The organism is Pseudomonas fluorescens (assembly GCF_001708445.1).
Classification (GTDB): domain Bacteria; phylum Pseudomonadota; class Gammaproteobacteria; order Pseudomonadales; family Pseudomonadaceae; genus Aquipseudomonas; species Aquipseudomonas gorinensis.
Genome location: NZ_CP015637.1, coordinates 6,296,838 through 6,314,865, shown reverse-complemented (window position 1 = coordinate 6,314,865; position 18,028 = coordinate 6,296,838). Strand labels below are relative to the sequence as shown.

General features: G+C 58.8%; 15 protein-coding genes and 1 pseudogene. 9 read left to right on the top strand and 7 right to left on the bottom strand.

Going from position 1 to position 18,028, the window contains the following annotated elements; genetic code table 11:
- Positions 1 to 89: 89 nt before the first annotated feature.
- Positions 90 to 755, bottom strand: a complete 666-nt coding sequence (elbB, locus tag A7317_RS28275) for an isoprenoid biosynthesis glyoxalase ElbB (RefSeq protein ID WP_041161052.1) — start codon at positions 753 to 755, stop codon at positions 90 to 92.
- Between the two features lie 116 nt (positions 756 to 871).
- Here elbB and A7317_RS28270 point away from each other — a divergent pair, with 116 nt between their 5' ends.
- Positions 872 to 2,107, top strand: a complete 1,236-nt coding sequence (locus A7317_RS28270) for a sterol desaturase family protein (RefSeq protein WP_069077255.1) — start codon at positions 872 to 874, stop codon at positions 2,105 to 2,107.
- On the opposite strand, the gene A7317_RS28265 is transcribed toward A7317_RS28270, so the two are convergent.
- Positions 2,088 to 2,735, bottom strand: coding sequence for a DedA family protein (locus A7317_RS28265; RefSeq protein ID WP_024078034.1), 648 nt, complete (start codon positions 2,733 to 2,735; stop codon positions 2,088 to 2,090). The two genes, A7317_RS28270 and A7317_RS28265, sit on opposite strands and share 20 nt — an antisense overlap.
- Positions 2,736 to 2,942: 207 nt before the next feature.
- On the opposite strand from A7317_RS28265, the gene hemB reads away from it, so the two are divergent.
- From hemB to A7317_RS31725, 3 genes and pseudogenes are all read left to right on the top strand, one after another.
- Complete coding sequence (hemB, locus tag A7317_RS28260; RefSeq protein ID WP_069077254.1) at positions 2,943 to 3,956, top strand: porphobilinogen synthase; 1,014 nt, start codon at positions 2,943 to 2,945, stop codon at positions 3,954 to 3,956.
- 18 nt (positions 3,957 to 3,974) lie between these two features.
- Positions 3,975 to 6,203 (top strand): polyphosphate kinase 1, encoded by a 2,229-nt coding sequence (ppk1, locus tag A7317_RS28255; RefSeq protein WP_024078032.1) that lies wholly within the window; start codon positions 3,975 to 3,977, stop codon positions 6,201 to 6,203.
- Between the two features lie 380 nt (positions 6,204 to 6,583).
- Positions 6,584 to 6,697, top strand: a pseudogene (locus A7317_RS31725) (hypothetical protein); the annotation flags it as partial.
- Positions 6,698 to 7,218: 521 nt separating this feature from the next.
- Here A7317_RS31725 and A7317_RS30425 read toward each other — a convergent pair.
- Positions 7,219 to 8,460 (bottom strand): hypothetical protein, encoded by a 1,242-nt coding sequence (locus A7317_RS30425; protein WP_081329263.1) that lies wholly within the window; start codon positions 8,458 to 8,460, stop codon positions 7,219 to 7,221.
- Between the two features lie 229 nt (positions 8,461 to 8,689).
- Positions 8,690 to 10,192 carry an exopolyphosphatase gene (gene ppx / locus A7317_RS28245; protein ID WP_069077252.1) on the bottom strand — a complete coding sequence of 501 codons (1,503 nt, stop codon included), beginning with the start codon at positions 10,190 to 10,192 and terminating at the stop codon, positions 8,690 to 8,692.
- Between the two features lie 499 nt (positions 10,193 to 10,691).
- On the opposite strand from ppx, the gene A7317_RS28240 reads away from it, so the two are divergent.
- The 5 genes from A7317_RS28240 to A7317_RS28220 all read left to right on the top strand — a co-directional run bounded on the left by A7317_RS28240 (position 10,692) and on the right by A7317_RS28220 (position 15,984).
- The gene (locus A7317_RS28240; RefSeq protein ID WP_024078029.1) at positions 10,692 to 11,345 is read left to right on the top strand and encodes a DUF1120 domain-containing protein; all 654 of its coding nucleotides are present in this window, start codon (positions 10,692 to 10,694) and stop codon (positions 11,343 to 11,345) included.
- A 139-nt stretch (positions 11,346 to 11,484) separates the two neighbouring features.
- Complete coding sequence (locus A7317_RS28235) at positions 11,485 to 12,129, top strand: DUF1120 domain-containing protein (RefSeq protein ID WP_069077251.1); 645 nt, start codon at positions 11,485 to 11,487, stop codon at positions 12,127 to 12,129.
- Between the two features lie 98 nt (positions 12,130 to 12,227).
- A complete protein-coding gene (locus A7317_RS28230; protein WP_024078027.1) occupies positions 12,228 to 12,944 on the top strand; it encodes a fimbria/pilus chaperone family protein in 717 nt (238 codons plus the stop codon).
- A 6-nt stretch (positions 12,945 to 12,950) separates the two neighbouring features.
- Positions 12,951 to 15,458 (top strand): fimbria/pilus outer membrane usher protein, encoded by a 2,508-nt coding sequence (locus A7317_RS28225; protein WP_237141781.1) that lies wholly within the window; start codon positions 12,951 to 12,953, stop codon positions 15,456 to 15,458.
- Between the two features lie 10 nt (positions 15,459 to 15,468).
- Positions 15,469 to 15,984, top strand: coding sequence for a hypothetical protein (locus tag A7317_RS28220; RefSeq protein WP_158244166.1), 516 nt, complete (start codon positions 15,469 to 15,471; stop codon positions 15,982 to 15,984).
- A gap of 4 nt (positions 15,985 to 15,988) precedes the next feature.
- On the opposite strand, the gene A7317_RS28215 is transcribed toward A7317_RS28220, so the two are convergent.
- Genes A7317_RS28215 through A7317_RS28205 form a run of 3 tightly spaced genes read right to left on the bottom strand, consistent with a single transcriptional unit; the run spans position 15,989 to position 18,028 of the window.
- Complete coding sequence (locus A7317_RS28215; RefSeq protein ID WP_024078024.1) at positions 15,989 to 16,726, bottom strand: amino acid ABC transporter ATP-binding protein; 738 nt, start codon at positions 16,724 to 16,726, stop codon at positions 15,989 to 15,991.
- Positions 16,713 to 17,363 (bottom strand): amino acid ABC transporter permease, encoded by a 651-nt coding sequence (locus tag A7317_RS28210; RefSeq protein WP_024078023.1) that lies wholly within the window; start codon positions 17,361 to 17,363, stop codon positions 16,713 to 16,715. The genes A7317_RS28215 and A7317_RS28210 overlap by 14 nt, the downstream gene beginning before the upstream one ends.
- The gene (locus A7317_RS28205) at positions 17,360 to 18,028 is read right to left on the bottom strand and encodes an amino acid ABC transporter permease (protein WP_017736949.1); all 669 of its coding nucleotides are present in this window, start codon (positions 18,026 to 18,028) and stop codon (positions 17,360 to 17,362) included. Before A7317_RS28205 ends, A7317_RS28210 begins: the two co-directional genes overlap by 4 nt.

The window sequence follows — 18,028 nt, the reverse complement described above, 5'->3', positions numbered from 1 at the left end:
GGAGAAGGCGCTTGCTGTGGAGAGAGCTTGTTGTCGAGAGTGAGCTTGTTGTGGCAAGGGGGCTTGCCACAGAAGCCTATTCATCGCGACTAATCGTTTTCGTGCGTCAGCTCCAGCACTCGGTCCACCAGCTTGTTGATGCCTGACGCGACCTCGCTGATGTTCTTGCCGAGCATGTAGGCCGGGGTGCTCACCAGCTTGCGCGCCTTGTCCTCGACAATGTCTTCAACCCCGCATTCCTGGTGGGTGGCGCCCATCTTGTCCATGGCGGCCGCGGTGTCGGCATCGTTGCCGATGGTGCAGGTGACGCCCGGGCCATAGATCTTCGCCGCCAGGGCCGGCGAGATGCAGATCAAACCTATCGGCTTGCCCGCTTCGGCAAAGGCTTCGGCGAGTGCCAATACCTGCGGGTTGATACTGCAACCGGCACCTTCGACGGCGAAGTTCGACAGGTTTTTCGCCGCGCCAAACCCGCCAGGCACGATCAACGCGTCGAAGTCTTCGGCGTTGGCGTCACGGATGTCCTTCACGTTGCCCCGGGCAATGCGTGCCGACTCCACCAGCACATTGCGCGATTCAGGCATTTCTTCGCCCGTCAGGTGGTTGATCACATGCAGTTGCGCAATATCCGGGGCAAAACATTGGACCTGAGCACCGCGCTGGTCCAGGCGCAGCAAGGTGATCACGCTTTCGTGAATCTCTGCGCCGTCATACACGCCGCAGCCGGAAAGGATCACTGCAATCTTTTTGCTCATGGGCATTTCTCCTGGGGTCTTGGCGTTAAATGTCTACTAATTTGTCATCTGTTGCCAATGGGAACTCTCGCCGCAGCACCTAATCTTGATGTAACAAAAATAGACCGGACTAGCCCATGGACTTCGTGCCTTACGCGGTACCGTTTTTCATCGCCTTGATCGTGGTTGAGTTGCTGGCCGATCGTTGGCGCAGCCAGCGTAACTACCGGGTGGCGGATGCCATCAACAGCCTCAGCACCGGCGTGCTGTCTACCACCACGGGCTTGTTGACCAAGGGCGTGGGGCTGCTGACCTATGCGTTCGCCCTCAAGCACCTGGCACTTATCGAGTTGCCTGCCCAGAGTGCCTGGACCTGGGTGTTCGCTTTTGTGTTCTACGACTTCTGCTACTACTGGCTGCACCGCATGGGGCATGAACGCAATATCCTGTGGGCCGCCCATTCGGTGCATCACCAGAGCGAGGACTACAACCTCAGCACCGCCCTGCGCCAGACCAGCACCGGCTTTCTGCTGAGCTGGATCTTCTACCTGCCCCTGGCCGTGCTTGGCGTGCCGCTGGTGGTGTTTATCAGCGTGGCTTCGCTCAACCTGTTGTACCAATTCTGGGTTCACACCCGCCATGTGCCCAAGCTTGGCTGGTTCGAGTGGTTCTTCGTCACGCCATCCAATCATCGGGCCCACCATGCACAGAACGCTCTCTACATGGATCGCAACTACGGCGGGGTGTTCATTATTTGGGACCGGCTGTTCGGCACCTTCCAGGAAGAAGACGACAACGAGCCGGTGATTTTCGGCGTGACCACGCCTTTGGCCAGTTGGAATCCGTTGTGGGCCAACCTGCAGTTCTATGCGCAGTTGTGGAGTGATGCGCGACGCACCGAGCGCTGGTGGGACAAGCTGCGCATCTGGTTCATGCGTACCGGCTGGCGCCCGGCGGACGTGAAGGCCAAATACCCGTTGGCCAAGCCAGACCTGAGCCAGTTCCGTAAATTCGACGTGCCGCTGGACGCGCGCCAGCAGGTCTATATCGCCCTGCAATTTGCGGCGTATGTGGGGTTTGGCAGCTACTTGATGAATTTCGGCGAAGGTTTGCCCACGGCTGCGCTGATCCTGGGCTGGAGTGCAATGGCGCTGGGCCTGTTTACGTTGGGCGTGGCCCTGGAGAATCGCCCATGGGCGTTGAAGGCGGAGCTGGTGCGCCTGGCGCTGAACGTGCCCTTGGTGTGGCTGGCGCCGCTGCTGGGGCTATGGCCGGCCAGCTACCTGGGCTGGCTGGGGCTGCTCAGTTACAGCTTGCTCAGTGTGATCGGCCTCTACTGCTGCAGAGGCCGGCTTACTCGATTGGCGTCTTAGGCGCATCGACTTTAGCGGGCTCGGCCTGTTGCTGTTCGGCCAGTCGGGCCTTGGCGTCGGCGCACGCCTGGCGGGTGATGCGTGCGTTCTTGAAGCGGCGGCGCAGCCACAGGCCGAGGCCCAACAGCAATAATGCGCCCAGCACCCACAGCTCGTACTTCTTGACGCTACCCAGCATGCCTTCCAGCACCGCGCCGAAGTGATAGGCTGCGGCCCCGAGCGCGGCGGCCCAGACGGCTGCGCCTATCCCATTGAGGATCAGGTAGCGGGCCGGCGGGTAGCCTGACAAGCCAATCGCCACCGGCATCACCGTACGCAAGCCGTAGACGAACCGGAAGCTCAGCACCCAGATGTCCGGGTGCTTGCGGATATGTTCCAGGGCCTTGTCGCCCATCAATTGCCAGCGCGGCTTGCGCGCCAACAGTTTGCGGCCGTGCTTGCGCCCCAGGAAGTACCACAGCTGGTCGCCGGCGTAGCTGCCAAAAAAGGCAACGACGACCACCAGGTTGATATCCATGTATCCACGGAACGCCAGGAAGCCTGCGAGTACCAGGATGGTCTCACCTTCGAAGAACGTGCCTAGGAACAGGGCAAAGTAGCCGAAGTCATGCAGAAATTGTTGAAGCATGGTCTGGGTGCTGGCGAAATGAACGCGCAGCCTACGCCTTCGTGATCATTCATGAAAGTATCGAGATGTGTCACGAAGTGAACATTTCCTACAGAAACGACGAATGCGACTACAGGTCGCATCGATAAGCACAACTGTCATTCCTTCGTCATAATGGCCGCTTATAACTGCAACGCTCGCCCGTAAACACGGGCTCAGGAGTCTGTCGTGAGCTTTACCCCTGCCAATCGCCTGTTCCCTGCCACTCGTCTGCGTCGCAATCGCCGTGATGATTTCTCTCGCCGCCTGGTTCGTGAAAACGTGCTGACGACGAACGATCTGATCCTGCCGGTGTTCGTGCTCGACGGTGAGAATCGTCGGGAAGCGGTGGCATCGATGCCTGGGGTAGAGCGCTTGACCATTGATCTGCTGCTCGAAGAAGCCGCGAACTGGGTGGCGCTGGGTATTCCGGCGTTGGCGCTGTTCCCGGTGACCCCCTCTGAACTCAAGTCCCTCGACGCTGCCGAAGCCTGGAACCCGGACGGTATTGCCCAGCGCGCCACCCGCGCCTTGCGCAAACGGTTCCCGGAGCTGGGGGTGATCACCGACGTGGCCCTGGACCCGTTCACCACCCACGGGCAGGATGGCATCCTCGATGAAGACGGCTATGTTCAGAACGACATCACCGTTGACGCGCTGGTCAAGCAGGCCTTGTCCCACGCCGCCGCCGGTGCCCAGGTGGTCGCCCCGTCGGACATGATGGACGGTCGCATCCAGGCGATTCGCGAAGCCCTGGAACTGGCCGGCCACGTCAATGTACGGATCATGGCCTACTCGGCCAAATATGCCAGTGCCTACTATGGCCCGTTCCGCGATGCGGTGGGCTCGGCACTGAACCTGGGCAAGGCGAACAAAGCCTCGTACCAGATGGACCCGGCCAACAGCCATGAGGCCCTGCACGAAGTGGCGGCCGACCTGGCCGAAGGGGCCGACATGGTGATGGTCAAGCCCGGGATGCCCTACCTGGACATCCTTTACCGGGTCAAAGAGGAATTCAAGGTGCCGACCTTTGTCTATCAGGTCAGCGGTGAATACGCCATGCACATGGCCGCGATCCAGAATGGTTGGTTGAGCGAAGGGGTGATCCTCGAATCCCTGACTGCCTTTAAACGTGCGGGTGCTGATGGCATCCTGACCTACTTCGCTGCCCGCGCTGCCCAATTGCTTAGAGAGCAACAATAGCCCTCACAGGAACACTCGATGAATACCGAAGGACTCTCCGAAGTTGCCGTAAAAGACGCTCACCCGGTGGTTGAACAAATCGCCGAGACCCCGCCGGAGCTGGAGCCGGCCCCGCCCGTTGCGGTCGCCGAAGCGCCCGTGCCCGCGCCGGCACCGGTGGCGGTGGTGACCAACCTGGATGACAGCAGCCTGTACATCCACCGTGAGCTGTCACAACTGCAATTCAACATCCGCGTGCTGGAGCAGGCGCTGGATGAGTCCTACCCATTGTTGGAACGGCTGAAATTCCTGCTGATCTTCTCCAGCAACCTGGACGAGTTCTTCGAAATCCGCGTCGCCGGCCTCAAGAAGCAGATCACCTTCGCCCGTGAACAAGCCGGTGCCGACGGCCTGCAGCCACACCAGGCGCTGGCGCGCATCAGTGAGCTGGTGCACGGGCATGTCGATCGCCAGTACGCGATCCTCAACGACATCCTGCTGCCGGAACTGGAAAAACATCAGGTCCGCTTTATCCGTCGTCGTCACTGGACCACCAAGATCAAGACCTGGGTGCGCCGCTACTTCCGTGACGAAATCGCACCGATCATCACGCCCATCGGCCTCGACCCGACGCACCCGTTCCCGTTGCTGGTGAACAAGAGCCTGAACTTCATCGTTGAGCTTGAAGGTATCGACGCGTTCGGTCGCGATTCCGGCCTGGCGATCATCCCGGCACCGCGCCTGTTGCCACGGATCATCAAGGTACCGGAAGAGGTAGGGGGCGCTGGCGATAACTATGTGTTCCTGTCGTCGATGATCCACGCCCACGCCGATGACCTGTTCCAGGGCATGAAGGTCAAGGGCTGCTACCAGTTCCGCCTGACCCGCAACGCCGACCTGGCTCTGGATTCCGAAGACGTCGAAGACTTGGCCCGTGCCCTGCGCGGTGAGTTGTTCTCGCGGCGCTACGGCGATGCGGTGCGCCTGGAAGTGGCCGACACCTGTCCGAAGCACCTCTCGGACTACTTGCTCAAACAGTTCAACCTGGGCGAGAGCGAGCTGTACCAGGTCAACGGCCCGGTCAACCTGACGCGCCTGTTCAGCATCACTGGCCTGGACAGCCATCCAGAGCTGCAATACACGCCGTTCACGCCGCAGATCCCGAAACTGCTGCAAAACAGCGAGAACATCTTCAGCGTCGTGAGCAAGCAGGACATCCTGCTGCTGCACCCGTTCGAGTCCTTCACCCCGGTGGTCGACCTGCTGCGCCAGGCCGCCAAGGACCCGCATGTATTGGCCGTACGCCAGACCCTGTACCGCAGCGGCGCCAACTCGGAAATCGTCGATGCGCTGGTCGATGCGGCGCGTAACGGCAAGGAGGTCACGGCAGTGATCGAGCTGCGTGCGCGGTTCGACGAAGAGTCCAACCTGCAACTGGCCAGCCGCCTGCAAGCGGCCGGTGCGGTGGTGATCTACGGCGTGGTGGGCTTCAAGACCCACGCCAAGATGATGCTGATCCTGCGCCGCGAAGCCGGCGAGATCGTGCGTTACGCGCACCTGGGTACCGGTAACTACCATGCCGGCAACGCCAAACTCTACACCGACTACAGCTTGCTGACCTCCGATGACGCCCTGTGTGAGGACGTCGGCAAGTTGTTCAGCCAGTTGATCGGCATGGGCAAGACTTTGCGCATGAAGAAGCTGCTGCACGCGCCGTTCACCCTGAAGAAGGGCATGCTCGACATGATTGCCCGCGAGACCCAGTTCGCCCTCGAAGGCAAGCCGGCGCATATCATCGCCAAGTTCAACTCGCTGACCGATCCGAAGATCATCCGCGCGCTGTACAAGGCCAGCCAGTCCGGCGTGCGCATCGACCTGGTGGTGCGTGGCATGTGCTGCCTGCGCCCAGGCATTGCCGGCGTCTCGCACAATATCCATGTGCGCTCGATCATCGGCCGCTTCCTGGAGCACACGCGGGTGTTCTACTTCCTCAACGGCGGCGAAGAGCAGATGTTCCTCTCCAGCGCCGACTGGATGGAGCGCAACCTCGACAAGCGCGTGGAGACCTGCTTCCCGGTGGAAGGCAAGAAGTTGATCATGCGGGTCAAGAAAGAGTTGGAAAGCTATCTGACCGACAACACCCACAGCTGGAGCCTGCAGTCGGACGGGCGCTATGTGCGCAATACGCCAACCGGCAACCAGAACCCGCGCAGCGCGCAGGCGACGTTGCTGGAGAGGTTGGGTAGCCCGATTCTGTCGGTGAACTGAGGCGGTATTCGGGCTTAGGGAATGCCCTCAAACAGTGAAGATAGAAGACGGGGGCGAAAGCCCCCGCTTTTTTTTCGATGTTGTTGGCGAGCTGTCAGTCGCCCACCTTTACAGGCCGCAGGGTTATTTGCGTTGGGCCCAATGTCCAAAGTGCCACGCTCAGGTCGCTTCTCCAAACACTACCCCATTGACGGGAATTCAATTCTCCTCCCGTATTGAGTCCACCGCCGTGCCAACTCCCGGCTTCAGCAGATGGCGGCATTGTGATTTGACTGACGGCCCATAGACACAGGAGGCCGCTGACAACCATTCTGCATTTCATAAGTGCAACTCCTTCTTTCGGTGCATGCAGCGCCGCGATGGCTATTGATGTCCCGTAACTGCAGTCGGACGGGCGCTATGTGCGTAATACGCCAACTGGCAACCAGAACCCACGCAGCGCGCAGGCGACGTTGTTGGAGAGGTTGGGTAGCCCGATTCTGTCGGTGAACTGAGGCGGTACTCGGGCTTAGGGAATGCCCTCAAACAGCGAAGATGGAAGACGGGGGCGAAAGCCCCCGCTGTTTTTTCGATGTTGTTGGCTAGCTGTCAGTCGCCCTCGATGCTTTGGTTAAGGACTTAGCAATAGATTTTTGTGATGAAGTCGTCAGGGTTTACTCGCCCCCATCGGTATCCACCCTTACAGACGGCAGGGTTAGGTAAGTTGTGCTCAGTGACCGAAGTGCCAGGCCCTGAATTTGAGTCACTACCCAAGCCAGGGACACTCGGTACTGCCACATCACTATCCAAGCTATTAGAGACATCCCATACTCCCAGCAACTCTGGAAGGCCTAATGCTTTAGTGCGTGCTTTGTCGTGCCAACTCCCGGCTTCAGCAGATGGCGGCATTGTGATTTGACTGACGGCCCATAGACACAGGAGGCCGCTGACAACCATTCTGCATTTCATAAGTGCAACTCCTTCTTTCAGTGCATGCAGCGCCGCGATGGCTATTGATGTCCCGCAAACCTGCTTTTCAGGGGGTCTGCGTCGTTACAGCAACAACGGTTTGTGTGCTGTCCATGACCACTCCGGCTATGTACGTTCCATTTTTGGAAATGACCGTCACCTGGTTGTTTTTGCCGCCGCCAATCGACGGCAGGCATACCGTTCCTGCCGTCGGTGTCCAGGTGCAACCCTGTGAGTATTGGTCGCTGGTAAGGATGTTCAACCCAACGACATTACTGCTGGAAATCGCACCGGCTTCGCCCCATACGCTTCCACTCGGAAGAGGGATGATCGTGATGACCGGGATAGGGAGCACGGAGGGTACCCAGGTCATGTACTGGTATCGCCCATCTGCGGTGTTCTGGGACACCAGCACCAGGCCTTCCTCGTTGATATCGATGGCCATGTTTTTTGAGCCCGAGGACAAGTTCAGTACCAGGGGCATGGCATTCTTGCTGCTCCAGAAGGCACTTTTCGCCACGTTTACTGACGAGTTTGGATAAATGCATGTCCCCACAAACCTTGCAGTGTTAGTGGCGCTGCTGACCGTACAGTAACTAGCCCCAGTGGGCAGGGCCAAGTCAGTCAGGTTGTAGGATAGTCCGGTTTTTTCCGCGACTCGCGGGGTGGTATTACCTGCATTGTTCGGGCAATTGAGCGCGATTTGCGGGGTGCCGGTGGTGGGCCGGTTGATATCTGCGACGGTGCAATTGTCCCCCCAGCCGGACACGCGTTCAGGTGTCCCGCTGCCGGAGGCATAAAACACTACGGTTCCCCGGCTATCGGCATCGAAGCTTGAACCCGCCACGTCGCCTTGGTCATTGATCGCAACGCTTTCGGTAGCGACATCTTTGGGGCGTAGCAGGGGGATTAACAATGTAGCGGGTAGCGAATCCAGCTTGGTGGGCGCCGTTCCGGGAGACGCGGCGTCCCACACCACTGCAAAGTGGGAATTGCTGGCGTCCCTGCAATTGCCCGCCACTTTCCCATTGTTGGACACTACCCAAACGCTGCAGGGTTGCCCGCTCGCCAGAGGGGGCAGTGCCGTTTGGGGGCCGTGTGCGGAGCCGTCGGCCACCCATGGGATGTTGTTGGCGGTGGCGCTGGCCGGCTTGCAGTTGCCCACGGTCGTGCCACTATCGTTGATGTCGACCGGCGCGCATTGTGCACCTACGGTTGCGGAGAAAGGTGTCCATGTGGCTGCATGAGCAATGCTCAGGCCAGCAGTCCAGAGGCCTAGGCCTGTAAGCGTGATCGCTGATAATTTCATAGTGTGCCCTTCCCTGGAACGAGACGGTCTGTTGGCCCTTGGCGTTACTGCCTGTTACGCGAGGGGGTGAGCGTGAGTAAAAACTGATCGGCAGGCGTGCGCAACTGTCATATTTGACAGGTCTGTACGAGTGGTGACGGGGGGGAAGAGCGAGGTGTCTTACGCGAGCCAATCTGGGAGGGGCGGTGTGCCCCTCCCAGATTTGGTTTGCGGTGTGTCTTGGATCGGCTCAGCGCAGGTTCAGGCTGAAACCCACCCGTGTCAGCCATTCCGCTTCCTGGGCGAAGTCCGCCTGGGTCAGCTGGTTTTCGTCCAGCCAGCCTTTCGGGAACACCACGTCCAGGCTGTCGCCGTTGGCGCGCAGGGTCACCTGAGGCATTTCCTGGGTGCCACGGATGTGGTGGAACAGGATTGCAAAACGCAGCAGCACACACAGGCGAATCAGCTTGATGCCTTCATCGCCGAACTCGGCGAATTTGTCCTTGGGGATATTGCGGCGATGGCCGCGCACCAGCAGCGCAAGCATCTGCTGGTCTTCCCGGGAGAAGCCGGCCAGGTCGGAGTGCTCGATCAAGTAGGCGCCGTGCTTATGGTAATGGTAGTGGGCGATGTCCAGGCCCACCTCATGCACCTTGGCCGCCCAGCCGAGCAGCTCGCGCCATACGCCGTCTTCCAGATCCCAGTCCTCGGCCACCTGGTCGAAGGCATGCAGGGCCTTGCGCTCCACGCGTGCCGCTTGTTCAAGGTCGACGTGATAACGCTCCATCAACGAACTGAGGGTGCGCTCACGCACGTCCTCATGGTGATGACGGCCCAGCAGGTCGTACAGCACGCCTTCGCGCAGGGCGCCGTCACAGTGGTCCATGCGTTGCAGTTCGAGGGCGTCGAAGATCGCTTCGAGGATCGCCAGGCCGGCGGGGAAGATGGTGCGACGGTCCGGCTTGATGCCATCGAAGTCGATTTTCTCGGCATCCCCCAGCTTGAACAGCTTGCGCTTGAGCCAGGCCAGGCCCTCGGCATTGACCTCGCCGGTACCATGGCCACCGGCCTTCAAGGCCAGGCCGATGGCGCGAATGGTGCCTGAAGAGCCGATAGCCTCATCCCAGGTCAAGCGGTGCAGGGCGTGCTCGATGCTCATGATTTCCAGGCGTGCCGCCGTGTAGGCCTGGGCATAGCGCGCCGGGGTAATCTTGCCGTCCTTGAAATAACGCTGGGTATAACTGACGCAGCCCATCTGCAGGCTTTCGCGCAGCAACGGTTCGAAGCGCTGGCCGATGATGAATTCGGTACTGCCGCCGCCGATGTCGGCCACCAGGCGCTTGCCAGGGGTATCGGCCAGGGTGTGGGACACGCCGAGGTAGATCAGGCGGGCTTCCTCACGGCCGGAGATGACTTCTACAGGGTGCCCGAGGATCTCCTCGGCGCGGCGGATGAATTCGCCGCGGTTGCGTGCTTCGCGCAAAGCGTTGGTGCCGACGATGCGCACGGCGCCCTGGGGCATGCCGTTGATCAGTTGGGCAAAACGCTTGAGGCAGTCGAGGCCGCGTTGCATGGATTCTTCATTGAGCTGGCGCTCATCGTCGATCCCGGCTGCCAGTTGTACTTTCTCGCCGAGCCGCTCAAGGATGCGGATCTCGCCGTTCTGGGCCTTGGCCACGACCATGTGAAAACTGTTGGAGCCCAGGTCGATGGCGGCGATCAGGGACAGATTCTTGGCTTGGGATTGCGGCATGGTTTGGGGGTCTCGGTCGATAACCTGACCATCGTGCCACGATCGACCGCTGGAGCCAACGCGTAGTGCCAGGGGATTTTTGCTGCGTGCTCGGTAGGGCAATTGAGTAAGGGATGTAAGAAATGTTCATAAATATTGTATTGCAAGGCGGATAGCCGCTGTAAGACATGTTCCGCTACCCGTAAATTTACTGATTTATTGGCTAAGTCCTACTGGATTTATCTTTGTACCTTATTGGTGGCGCTTTTATTCGTACGGCCCTGGTTGAAGGTTTCGCGTTACGCGGCTGATGGTTCTTACGGAAATTGATATTTTTTCCGGCTTTATCGCCGATGTGAAGCGTTGATACTTCCGACCGGCGATTGTGCCGTGGTGTTATTGATCTATCGGTCAGCGTTTCAGGAAGAAGATATTGGTAGGCGTCGTCGCCGGGCGCGCATGAGGAGCTTTTTGATCTTTATTGATACACCCTCTAATTCTTGATTAAGGTGCGCTTTAGATGAAGAAGAATATAGCAATATTCGCAGGTGTATTTTTGGCTGTTGCTGGCTTGACAGCTCAAGCGGCAGATCTACGCGTAAAAGGATCCATTGCTCCTCCCAGCTGCAGCTTTACTATTACTAACTCGGTTATTGATTATGGCAGTATTGATCCGAATACACTGAGTGCAACAAATTACACCAAGCTCGCAAAGAAAAGCACGCCGTATGCAATAAGGTGCGGATCTCACGCCAAGGCCAAAGTGGGCATCAAGGCAGTCGATAACCGTGCCAGTACCCGCATCCCTAACTTGATGGTGTCTCAGTTCGGTAGTAGCTACACGGATACTTACAACTACGGCCTGGGCGTTAATTCCAAAAATCAGAAGGTTGGCGGCTATGTTGTTCACCTGCGCAATTCGGTAGCGGATGGTAAAGCGGTCGGCGTTCTGACCTCCACCAATAATGGTGCAAGTTGGTCGGCGGGTGGCCAAGCCTTGGGGCTCGTTTCCAATGTTGCCTCGTGGTACTCGGGCACCGCTACCCCTATTCAACTCAATACCCTTTCCGGAAACCTGGAAGTCCAGGCCGTCATCAATAAAACGTCCGAGCTCGACTTGAGTAGCCGGGTAAGCCTGGATGGTCAGGCCACACTGGAGCTGCGCTACCTCTAAGACGTGTGCCCACCTGCTACAGGTTCCTGTCTCGTGAACGTTCCCTTTAACAGTATTGGATTTCATTACCTGTCAGAGAGGCGTGATTGGGGCAGGACTACAAAACCTGCAACAGACAGTCTTATGAGCGGTAAATTGTATGAAAAAAATAGTTGCAGTGATGACGGGCATATTTCTGGTTGTCGCAGGTTTTAATGCCCAGGCTATTGATGTGCGTGTAAAGGGCTTTATTGTGCCTGCAAGTTGCAGCTTCACATTGGTCAATGCGGTCATCGATTATGGCGCCATTGACCCTCAACTATTAAGCGCTACAAACTACACCACGCTGGAAGCGAAAAGTACGCCTTATAACATTAAGTGCTCTTCTGGAACCCAGTTGGCTGTGACCGCTGTAGATAATCGCGCCGCCAGTAAAATTCCGGACATGATGAGACGTCAGTTCGATCATCCGGTTACTGATCGCTTCAATTTCGGGCTTGGGTTGACCGCGGCGAATCAAAAGATTGGTGGTTACATAATGCAATTGCTTAATTCCACCGCTGACGGAAGGCCTGTTTTGCCTCTTTATGGGGACGGTCAAGGACGCTGGGTGGGGGGTGAGGGTGCGCTGGGGCAGGGGGGACATTTAACCAGCTGGTATTCAGGAACAATGGCGCCTGTGCGGCTTACTGTTATTTCTGGATATCTACAGTTTCAAGCCGTCATCAATAAAACCTCTGAATTGAATTTTAAGGATGTGGCCAGGTTGGACGGTCTCGCGACTTTGGAGTTGCGCTATCTCTAAGGGGTAGTGGGTGTGGTCAGGGCAAATCAGTGCTCTTGCGTGGCGTGCTGGAAGTTGCACCAATCGTTTTGATGCTCGTTAAATGAAGGGAAGAACAAATGATAATAGTGTCAAAGGCAAAGGCTCTCCTTTCGTTGTTTGTATGCTTCAACTTTCTTTTATGCAGCGTGGCGGTGGGCGATGGCATGCAACCTGAAACCACTGTCGTCGTTTTGAATGAGGCCGATGGGGAGGCCAGCATCAATGTGACAAATACGGATGCCCGACCCGCGTTGCTGCATTCGACCATCGAGGATATTCCAGAAGATCTTGAGCCCCTGGTGGTGTTGACCCCGCCGGTTGCACGGGTCGATGGTGGTGAGCGGCAAATGGTGAGGTTCCTGATAACCGCCAAGGAACCGCTCAAGACCCAGCGGTTGAAGCGCGTTTCCTTCGAAGGCATTCCCCAGGCTCAACCCGGTTCGGGCGCAACCATCGGTATCAGCCTTCGACAGAATCTGCCGCTGATCCTGCATCCGAAGGGACTGCCGCGGCACGAGGCACCCTGGGAGTTGCTGGCATGGCAACTCCGGAACAAAACCTTGAGTGTGCGTAACGACAGCCCCTATGTGGTTCGTTTGGCGGCTGAAGTACGGCTCAATCCACAGAAAATCAGCACCAGCCTTCCCCGTACCTACATCCTGCCGGGCGAAGTATTGAGCGTGGAGTTGAAGACAGCGGCACCAGGGGCGACCTCCGTCACCCTCGAGCCTGCCACCGTGTATGGTTTTTCCGTCGATAGCTACGAAGCGTTGCTCGTAGCGAACGCACCGTAATCCGCCATGAGTGATATCAACGGAGTCACCGGCACGGTTCGTAGTCGTTCACGTGAAAAACAAACACCCCAGCCGCTGTTCAGCGTCAATGGCCTGAGCCTGTCGGTGTGTGTAGTGATGATGTCGGGGGTGGCGACGGGGTCTTATGCGGCACCGACATCGACCATCGCGGGTTTTGATCTGGCGACGTTGCAGGCGCGTGGCATCAGCCCTTCGGTTGCCCAGTATTTCCGTAGCGCCCCGCGTTTTAGCGAGGGCCTGAGGGTCGTAGACCTGACCGTGAATGGTGAACGTATTGGCTTGACGGATGCACGCTTCGATAGCGAGGGCGAATTGTGTTTTACCCGTGCCTTGCTGGAGCGCGCAGGCCTGCGTGTGCCTTCCTCGGTGATTGACAAGGGGGCCGACGCTGATCACGCCTGCCATGATTTTCGGGCCGAGTACCCCAAGACGGTCACGACCCTGCGTCCTGGAAGTGAAGAAGTGGCGTTAGTGGTGCCCACGGACGCGCTGCACGATGGTCAGCGAGGTTCCGGCAGCTACGCTCGGGGGGGCACCGCCGCACTGCTCAATTACGACATTCAGGCAGTCAATAGTCACTCGCGAGCAGACACCAACCGTTATATGTCCGCCTCCACCGAGGTGGGTTTCAACCTGGGCGACTGGATTGCCCGCAGTCGCCAGCTCTACATCGCCAACGACCGTAACACCACGTCCGAGCATCTGTACGCCTATGCACAGCGCGACTTTGCGCCGCTGGCTTCTACATTCCAAGTCGGACAGGTTACTGGAACCAGTCCTGTGTTTGGTGGCGTGCAACTGATGGGGGCACAGCTGTTCCCTGACGGTATAGAAAACCGTGCGGCCAACGCAGGCGTCCTGGTGGAAGGGCAGGCTCTTAGCCAATCACGGGTCGAGGTGAGGCAGTCCGGTGCCCTGATCTACACAACAGTGGTGCCAGAGGGGCCTTTCGCCTTGAAGAACCTGCCCTTGCTCAATGGCACCAGCGATCTTAACGTCACCGTCATCGACACTCGCGGTGGCCAGCGCAGCTTTGTGGTACCCGCCGCCTCGTTTCGTGCGGCAGTGCCCGTCAAGTCGGGCTACGCCGCGTCGGTGGGCAAGATTCGCGATGTCGAGCGGCGAGGCGCCAGGGAGCCCTTGATGGCCATGGGGAGTGGCACTTGGGCGGTGGGCAGGAACAGCGCGCTCAGCGCAGGTGTGCAGGCCACTGAAGGCTATAACTCGTTGGGATGGGCGCTGGACAGTAATTTCTCCCAGCGCTTTTCCGTCGGGGTGCGTAATAACCTGTCTCGAGACCATTCGAAAAAAGTACAGGGCGCCCGAAGCAGTATTTCCGTAGGCGCTGCATTGCCCTGGGATGTGCAGATGGCGTTGAGCGCCACGACCCAGACGCAGGGTTACCGGGACGTACTCGATGCCGTATCCCGTGAAGGGCATGAAGGCTCGCGCTTCAAGAACCAGTACACCGCGGGTTTCAGCTGGGCGGACCCGCTATTCGGTGGCTTCTCTATCGGCTATACGCGTGGATCGCATTTCAACAGCCGCACTTCCGAGCACGTCTATGGCTCATGGAACAAGAACTTCTTGTACGCCAACGTGGGCGTGACGGTGGACTCGCAAGTAGGCCAATCCAGCCAGGCAAAGGACAAGGGCCGAAACGACGACGGCGTAGGTGTGCGCTTGCAGGTCAGCGTGCCCTTGGGTGGCGATCGTTCCCTGAGTACGTATGCCCGCCGCCAGGGCCTGCGATCCAGCATCGGTACCGCCTATGACGAGCGCGTCGATGAAACGCTGAACTACCAGGTCCGCAGTGATCATGAGCTGGGTGAACCTGCTGGAAACACACTGGGCGCAACGCTCAATACGACATCCCGCTATGCCCAGGTGGGCCTGGGAATCAACCGCGATTCTTACAACACCAGCTACAGCGGACAGGTGCAAGGCGGTGTGGTTGCTCACTCGGAAGGCGTCACGCTATCGCCTTACCCTGTCGAGGACACGTTTGGCGTGGTCTCGGTCGGCGATATCCCTGGCGCACGGATTACCACGCCGCAAGGCCCCGTATGGACCGACCCATGGGGCAATGCGGTCATTGCCGCCTTGCCGGCCTATCAAACCAGCCAGTTGGAAGTCGAAGGCAAAAGCTTGCCGAAACAAGTGGATATCAAGAATGGCACCCGGACCCTGGAGGCAGGGCGAGGTTCGTTCAGTCAGGTCAACTTCGATGTGGTGAAGGTGCGACGAGTGCTGCTGCGTGCCACCGACTCGTGGGGTAACCCTTTGCCCCAGGGCGCTGCGGTCCTTGGAGCTGACAATACTTTCCTGACCACGGTAGTGGGTGACGGCATGATTTTCCTGAGTAATGCCGACGCGTTGAAAACCCTGAAAGTATCCTCGTCGAATGCGACTTCTTGCGTACTGAAACTCGACCTCGCGGAGCAAACGAATGATGGCCAATTTTATGAAGCCGCTTCGGCGACCTGCCGCTAGGGCTGGCGCCTTGAAGCGTGCTGGTGTGCTGCTGGCGGGGCTGTTGCTGGCGGGTGAGGCCAGTGCGGCTTGTCGTTTGTCCTTGAGCCAGCCGCTGGTTGACTATGGCCTGCTGCGAAGTGACGGGCAGTCGGCCAGCCAGGCCGTTTCCATGGGCAAGCGCACAGTGCGTTTGAATGTGGTGTGCCCTGGGGCAACCGTGATTGCGCTGCGTTTTGACGGTACGCCCGCCAACGCTGAGGGCTACAGGTTTGGTCGGCAAGACTATTTCAACCTGACCCTCCAGCATCCCCTGCTGGATGGGAAGCCCGTGGAGCTGGCGCAGTTGTACAACCACGCCGAGCGAGGCGGGGCCCTGCGCCCAGGGCAGGTGCTGGTTGTGTTGGCAGGTGGGTTGCCTGCCACCGGGCGTACCTTTTCAGCGCAGGTGCAGGTCGACACCTGGCTGTCGAGTGCGGCCATTGCCGTTCGCGATAAAACCACGCTGGAGGGCAATGGACGATTCGAGCTGGTGCCAGGAGGCTGACGGGTCAGGCGGAGGCCTCGGTAGTGCCGATGAAATTCGCGAGCTCGGCAGTCTGAGGGTTTGCAAACAGCACCTTGGGATCACCGACTTCATGCACCTTGCCCTGGTGCATGAACACCAGCTTATCCCCGACTTCCCGGGCAAAGCGCATTTCGTGGGTCACCATGATCAGGGTCATGCCGTCCTTGGCCAACTGGCGAACCACACTGAGGACTTCATTGACCAGTTCCGGGTCCAGCGCCGAAGTGATTTCATCGCACAGCAGCACCTTGGGCGACATCGCCAGCGCACGAGCGATGGCAACGCGTTGCTGCTGGCCGCCTGAAAGGCGATCGGGAAAGGCGTCGAACTTCTCGCCCAGGCCAACGCGTTCCAGCATCTGTCGCGCCAATTGTGTCGCCTTGGCCTTGGGCACTTTTTGTACGACCTGTGGCGCAAGCATGACGTTTTCGCCCACCGTAAGGTGCGGGAACAGGTTGAACTGCTGGAACACCATGCCCACTTTCTGCCGCAGGCTGCGCAGGTCGGCACGGGCGGCGTCGAGGTATTCGCCGTCAACTTCAATCACGCCGTCGTTGATCGATTCCAGGCCATTGAGGGTTCGCAGTAAAGTGGATTTACCCGAGCCGCTGCGGCCGATGATCGCCACCACCTGGCCTTCTTCAACCGTCAGGTCGATGCCCTTGAGTACGTGGTGATCGCCGTAATACTTATGCAGGGCGGAAATTCTAAGCAGAGGCATGCAGTCTCCTTTCCAAGTAGCGCGCACTGAGGGACAAGGGGTAGCAGAGCAGGAAGTAACCGAGGGCCACCAGGCCGTAGACCATAAAGGGCTCGAAAGTGGCATTGGCGAGCATGCCGCCGGTCTTGGTCAATTCGGTGAAGCCGATGATCGAGGTCACTGCGGTGCCTTTGACCACCTGCACCGAGAAGCCCACGGTGGGCGCCACGGCAATTCGCAGGGCCTGGGGCAGGATCACGTAGCGCAGTTGCTCAAATGGGTTGAGGGCCAGGCTGGCCGAGGCTTCCCACTGCCCGTGGGCGATGGAGTCGACACAGCCACGCCAGATTTCGGCGAGGTAGGCGCTGGTGAACAGCGTCAAGGCAATCGCCGCGGCCAGCCAGGGCGAGATATCCACGCCAAGCAGGGCGATGCCGAAAAACACCAGGAACAGTTGCATCAACAGCGGCGTGCCCTGGAACAGTTCGATGTAGGTGCGCGCGACATTACGCGGGAAAGCCTTGCGGCTGATGCGCATCGTCATCACCAGCAAGCCGATCAGGCCACCGCCGACAAACGCCACCAACGACAACAACAATGTCCACTGCAGGCCGGTGGCCAGGTTGCGGACGATGTCCCAGAAGGAAAAATCACTCATCGACTGTTCCTCATCACGAAGCGGCGGCCAATCCAGTTGAGCAACTGGCGAATCATCAACGCCATGCACAGGTACACCAGGGTGGTCAGGGCATAGGTTTCAAACGCGCGGAAGTTACGCGACTGGATAAAGTTGGCGGCAAAGCTCAGTTCCTCGGTGGCGATCTGCGAACACACCGCCGAGCCGAGCATCACAATGATGATCTGGCTGCTCAAGGCCGGCCACACCTTGCCCAGCGCCGGTAGCAGCACCACATGGCGGAATGCTTCGAAGCGTGTCATCGCCAGCGCTGCGGCGGCCTCCAGTTGCCCGCGCGGGATGGCCTGGATACCGGCGCGGATGATTTCGGTGGAGTAGGCCCCCAGGTTGATCACCATCGCCAGCACGGCGGCTTGCCACTCGGTAATCTTCAGCCCCAGGGACGGCAGGCCGAAGAAGATAAAGAACAACTGCACCAGGAACGGCGTGTTGCGGATCAACTCGACATACACCCCAAAGAACCAGGCGAATGGCTGGATTTTCCACGCCCGCACCACGGCCCCCACGGTGCCCAGGGCGACCCCCAGGATCGCGCCGATAGCGGTCAGCTCAAGGGTGAACAGGGCACCGCGCAACAGCAGGTCGGTATTGGCCAGCACCGGCACAAAGTCGAATTGATAGGCCAT

Bases quoted from the DNA above. Each gene is read 5' to 3' on its own strand.
- elbB (WP_041161052.1), bottom strand. From the start codon at position 755: ATGAGCAAAAAGATTGCAGTGATCCTTTCCGGCTGCGGCGTGTATGAC.
- A7317_RS28240 (WP_024078029.1), top strand. From the start codon at position 10,692: ATGAAGAAGAATATAGCAATATTCGCAGGTGTATTTTTGGCTGTTGCT.
- A7317_RS28265 (WP_024078034.1), bottom strand. From the start codon at position 2,735: ATGCTTCAACAATTTCTGCATGACTTCGGCTACTTTGCCCTGTTCCTA.
- A7317_RS28235 (WP_069077251.1), top strand. From the start codon at position 11,485: ATGAAAAAAATAGTTGCAGTGATGACGGGCATATTTCTGGTTGTCGCA.
- A7317_RS28205 (WP_017736949.1), bottom strand. From the start codon at position 18,028: ATGGCCTATCAATTCGACTTTGTGCCGGTGCTGGCCAATACCGACCTG.
- ppx (WP_069077252.1), bottom strand. From the start codon at position 10,192: ATGCCGCAATCCCAAGCCAAGAATCTGTCCCTGATCGCCGCCATCGAC.
- A7317_RS30425 (WP_081329263.1), bottom strand. From the start codon at position 8,460: ATGAAATTATCAGCGATCACGCTTACAGGCCTAGGCCTCTGGACTGCT.
- A7317_RS28215 (WP_024078024.1), bottom strand. From the start codon at position 16,726: ATGCCTCTGCTTAGAATTTCCGCCCTGCATAAGTATTACGGCGATCAC.
- A7317_RS28210 (WP_024078023.1), bottom strand. From the start codon at position 17,363: ATGAGTGATTTTTCCTTCTGGGACATCGTCCGCAACCTGGCCACCGGC.
- ppk1 (WP_024078032.1), top strand. From the start codon at position 3,975: ATGAATACCGAAGGACTCTCCGAAGTTGCCGTAAAAGACGCTCACCCG.
- A7317_RS28230 (WP_024078027.1), top strand. From the start codon at position 12,228: ATGATAATAGTGTCAAAGGCAAAGGCTCTCCTTTCGTTGTTTGTATGC.
- A7317_RS28270 (WP_069077255.1), top strand. From the start codon at position 872: ATGGACTTCGTGCCTTACGCGGTACCGTTTTTCATCGCCTTGATCGTG.
- A7317_RS28225 (WP_237141781.1), top strand. From the start codon at position 12,951: ATGAGTGATATCAACGGAGTCACCGGCACGGTTCGTAGTCGTTCACGT.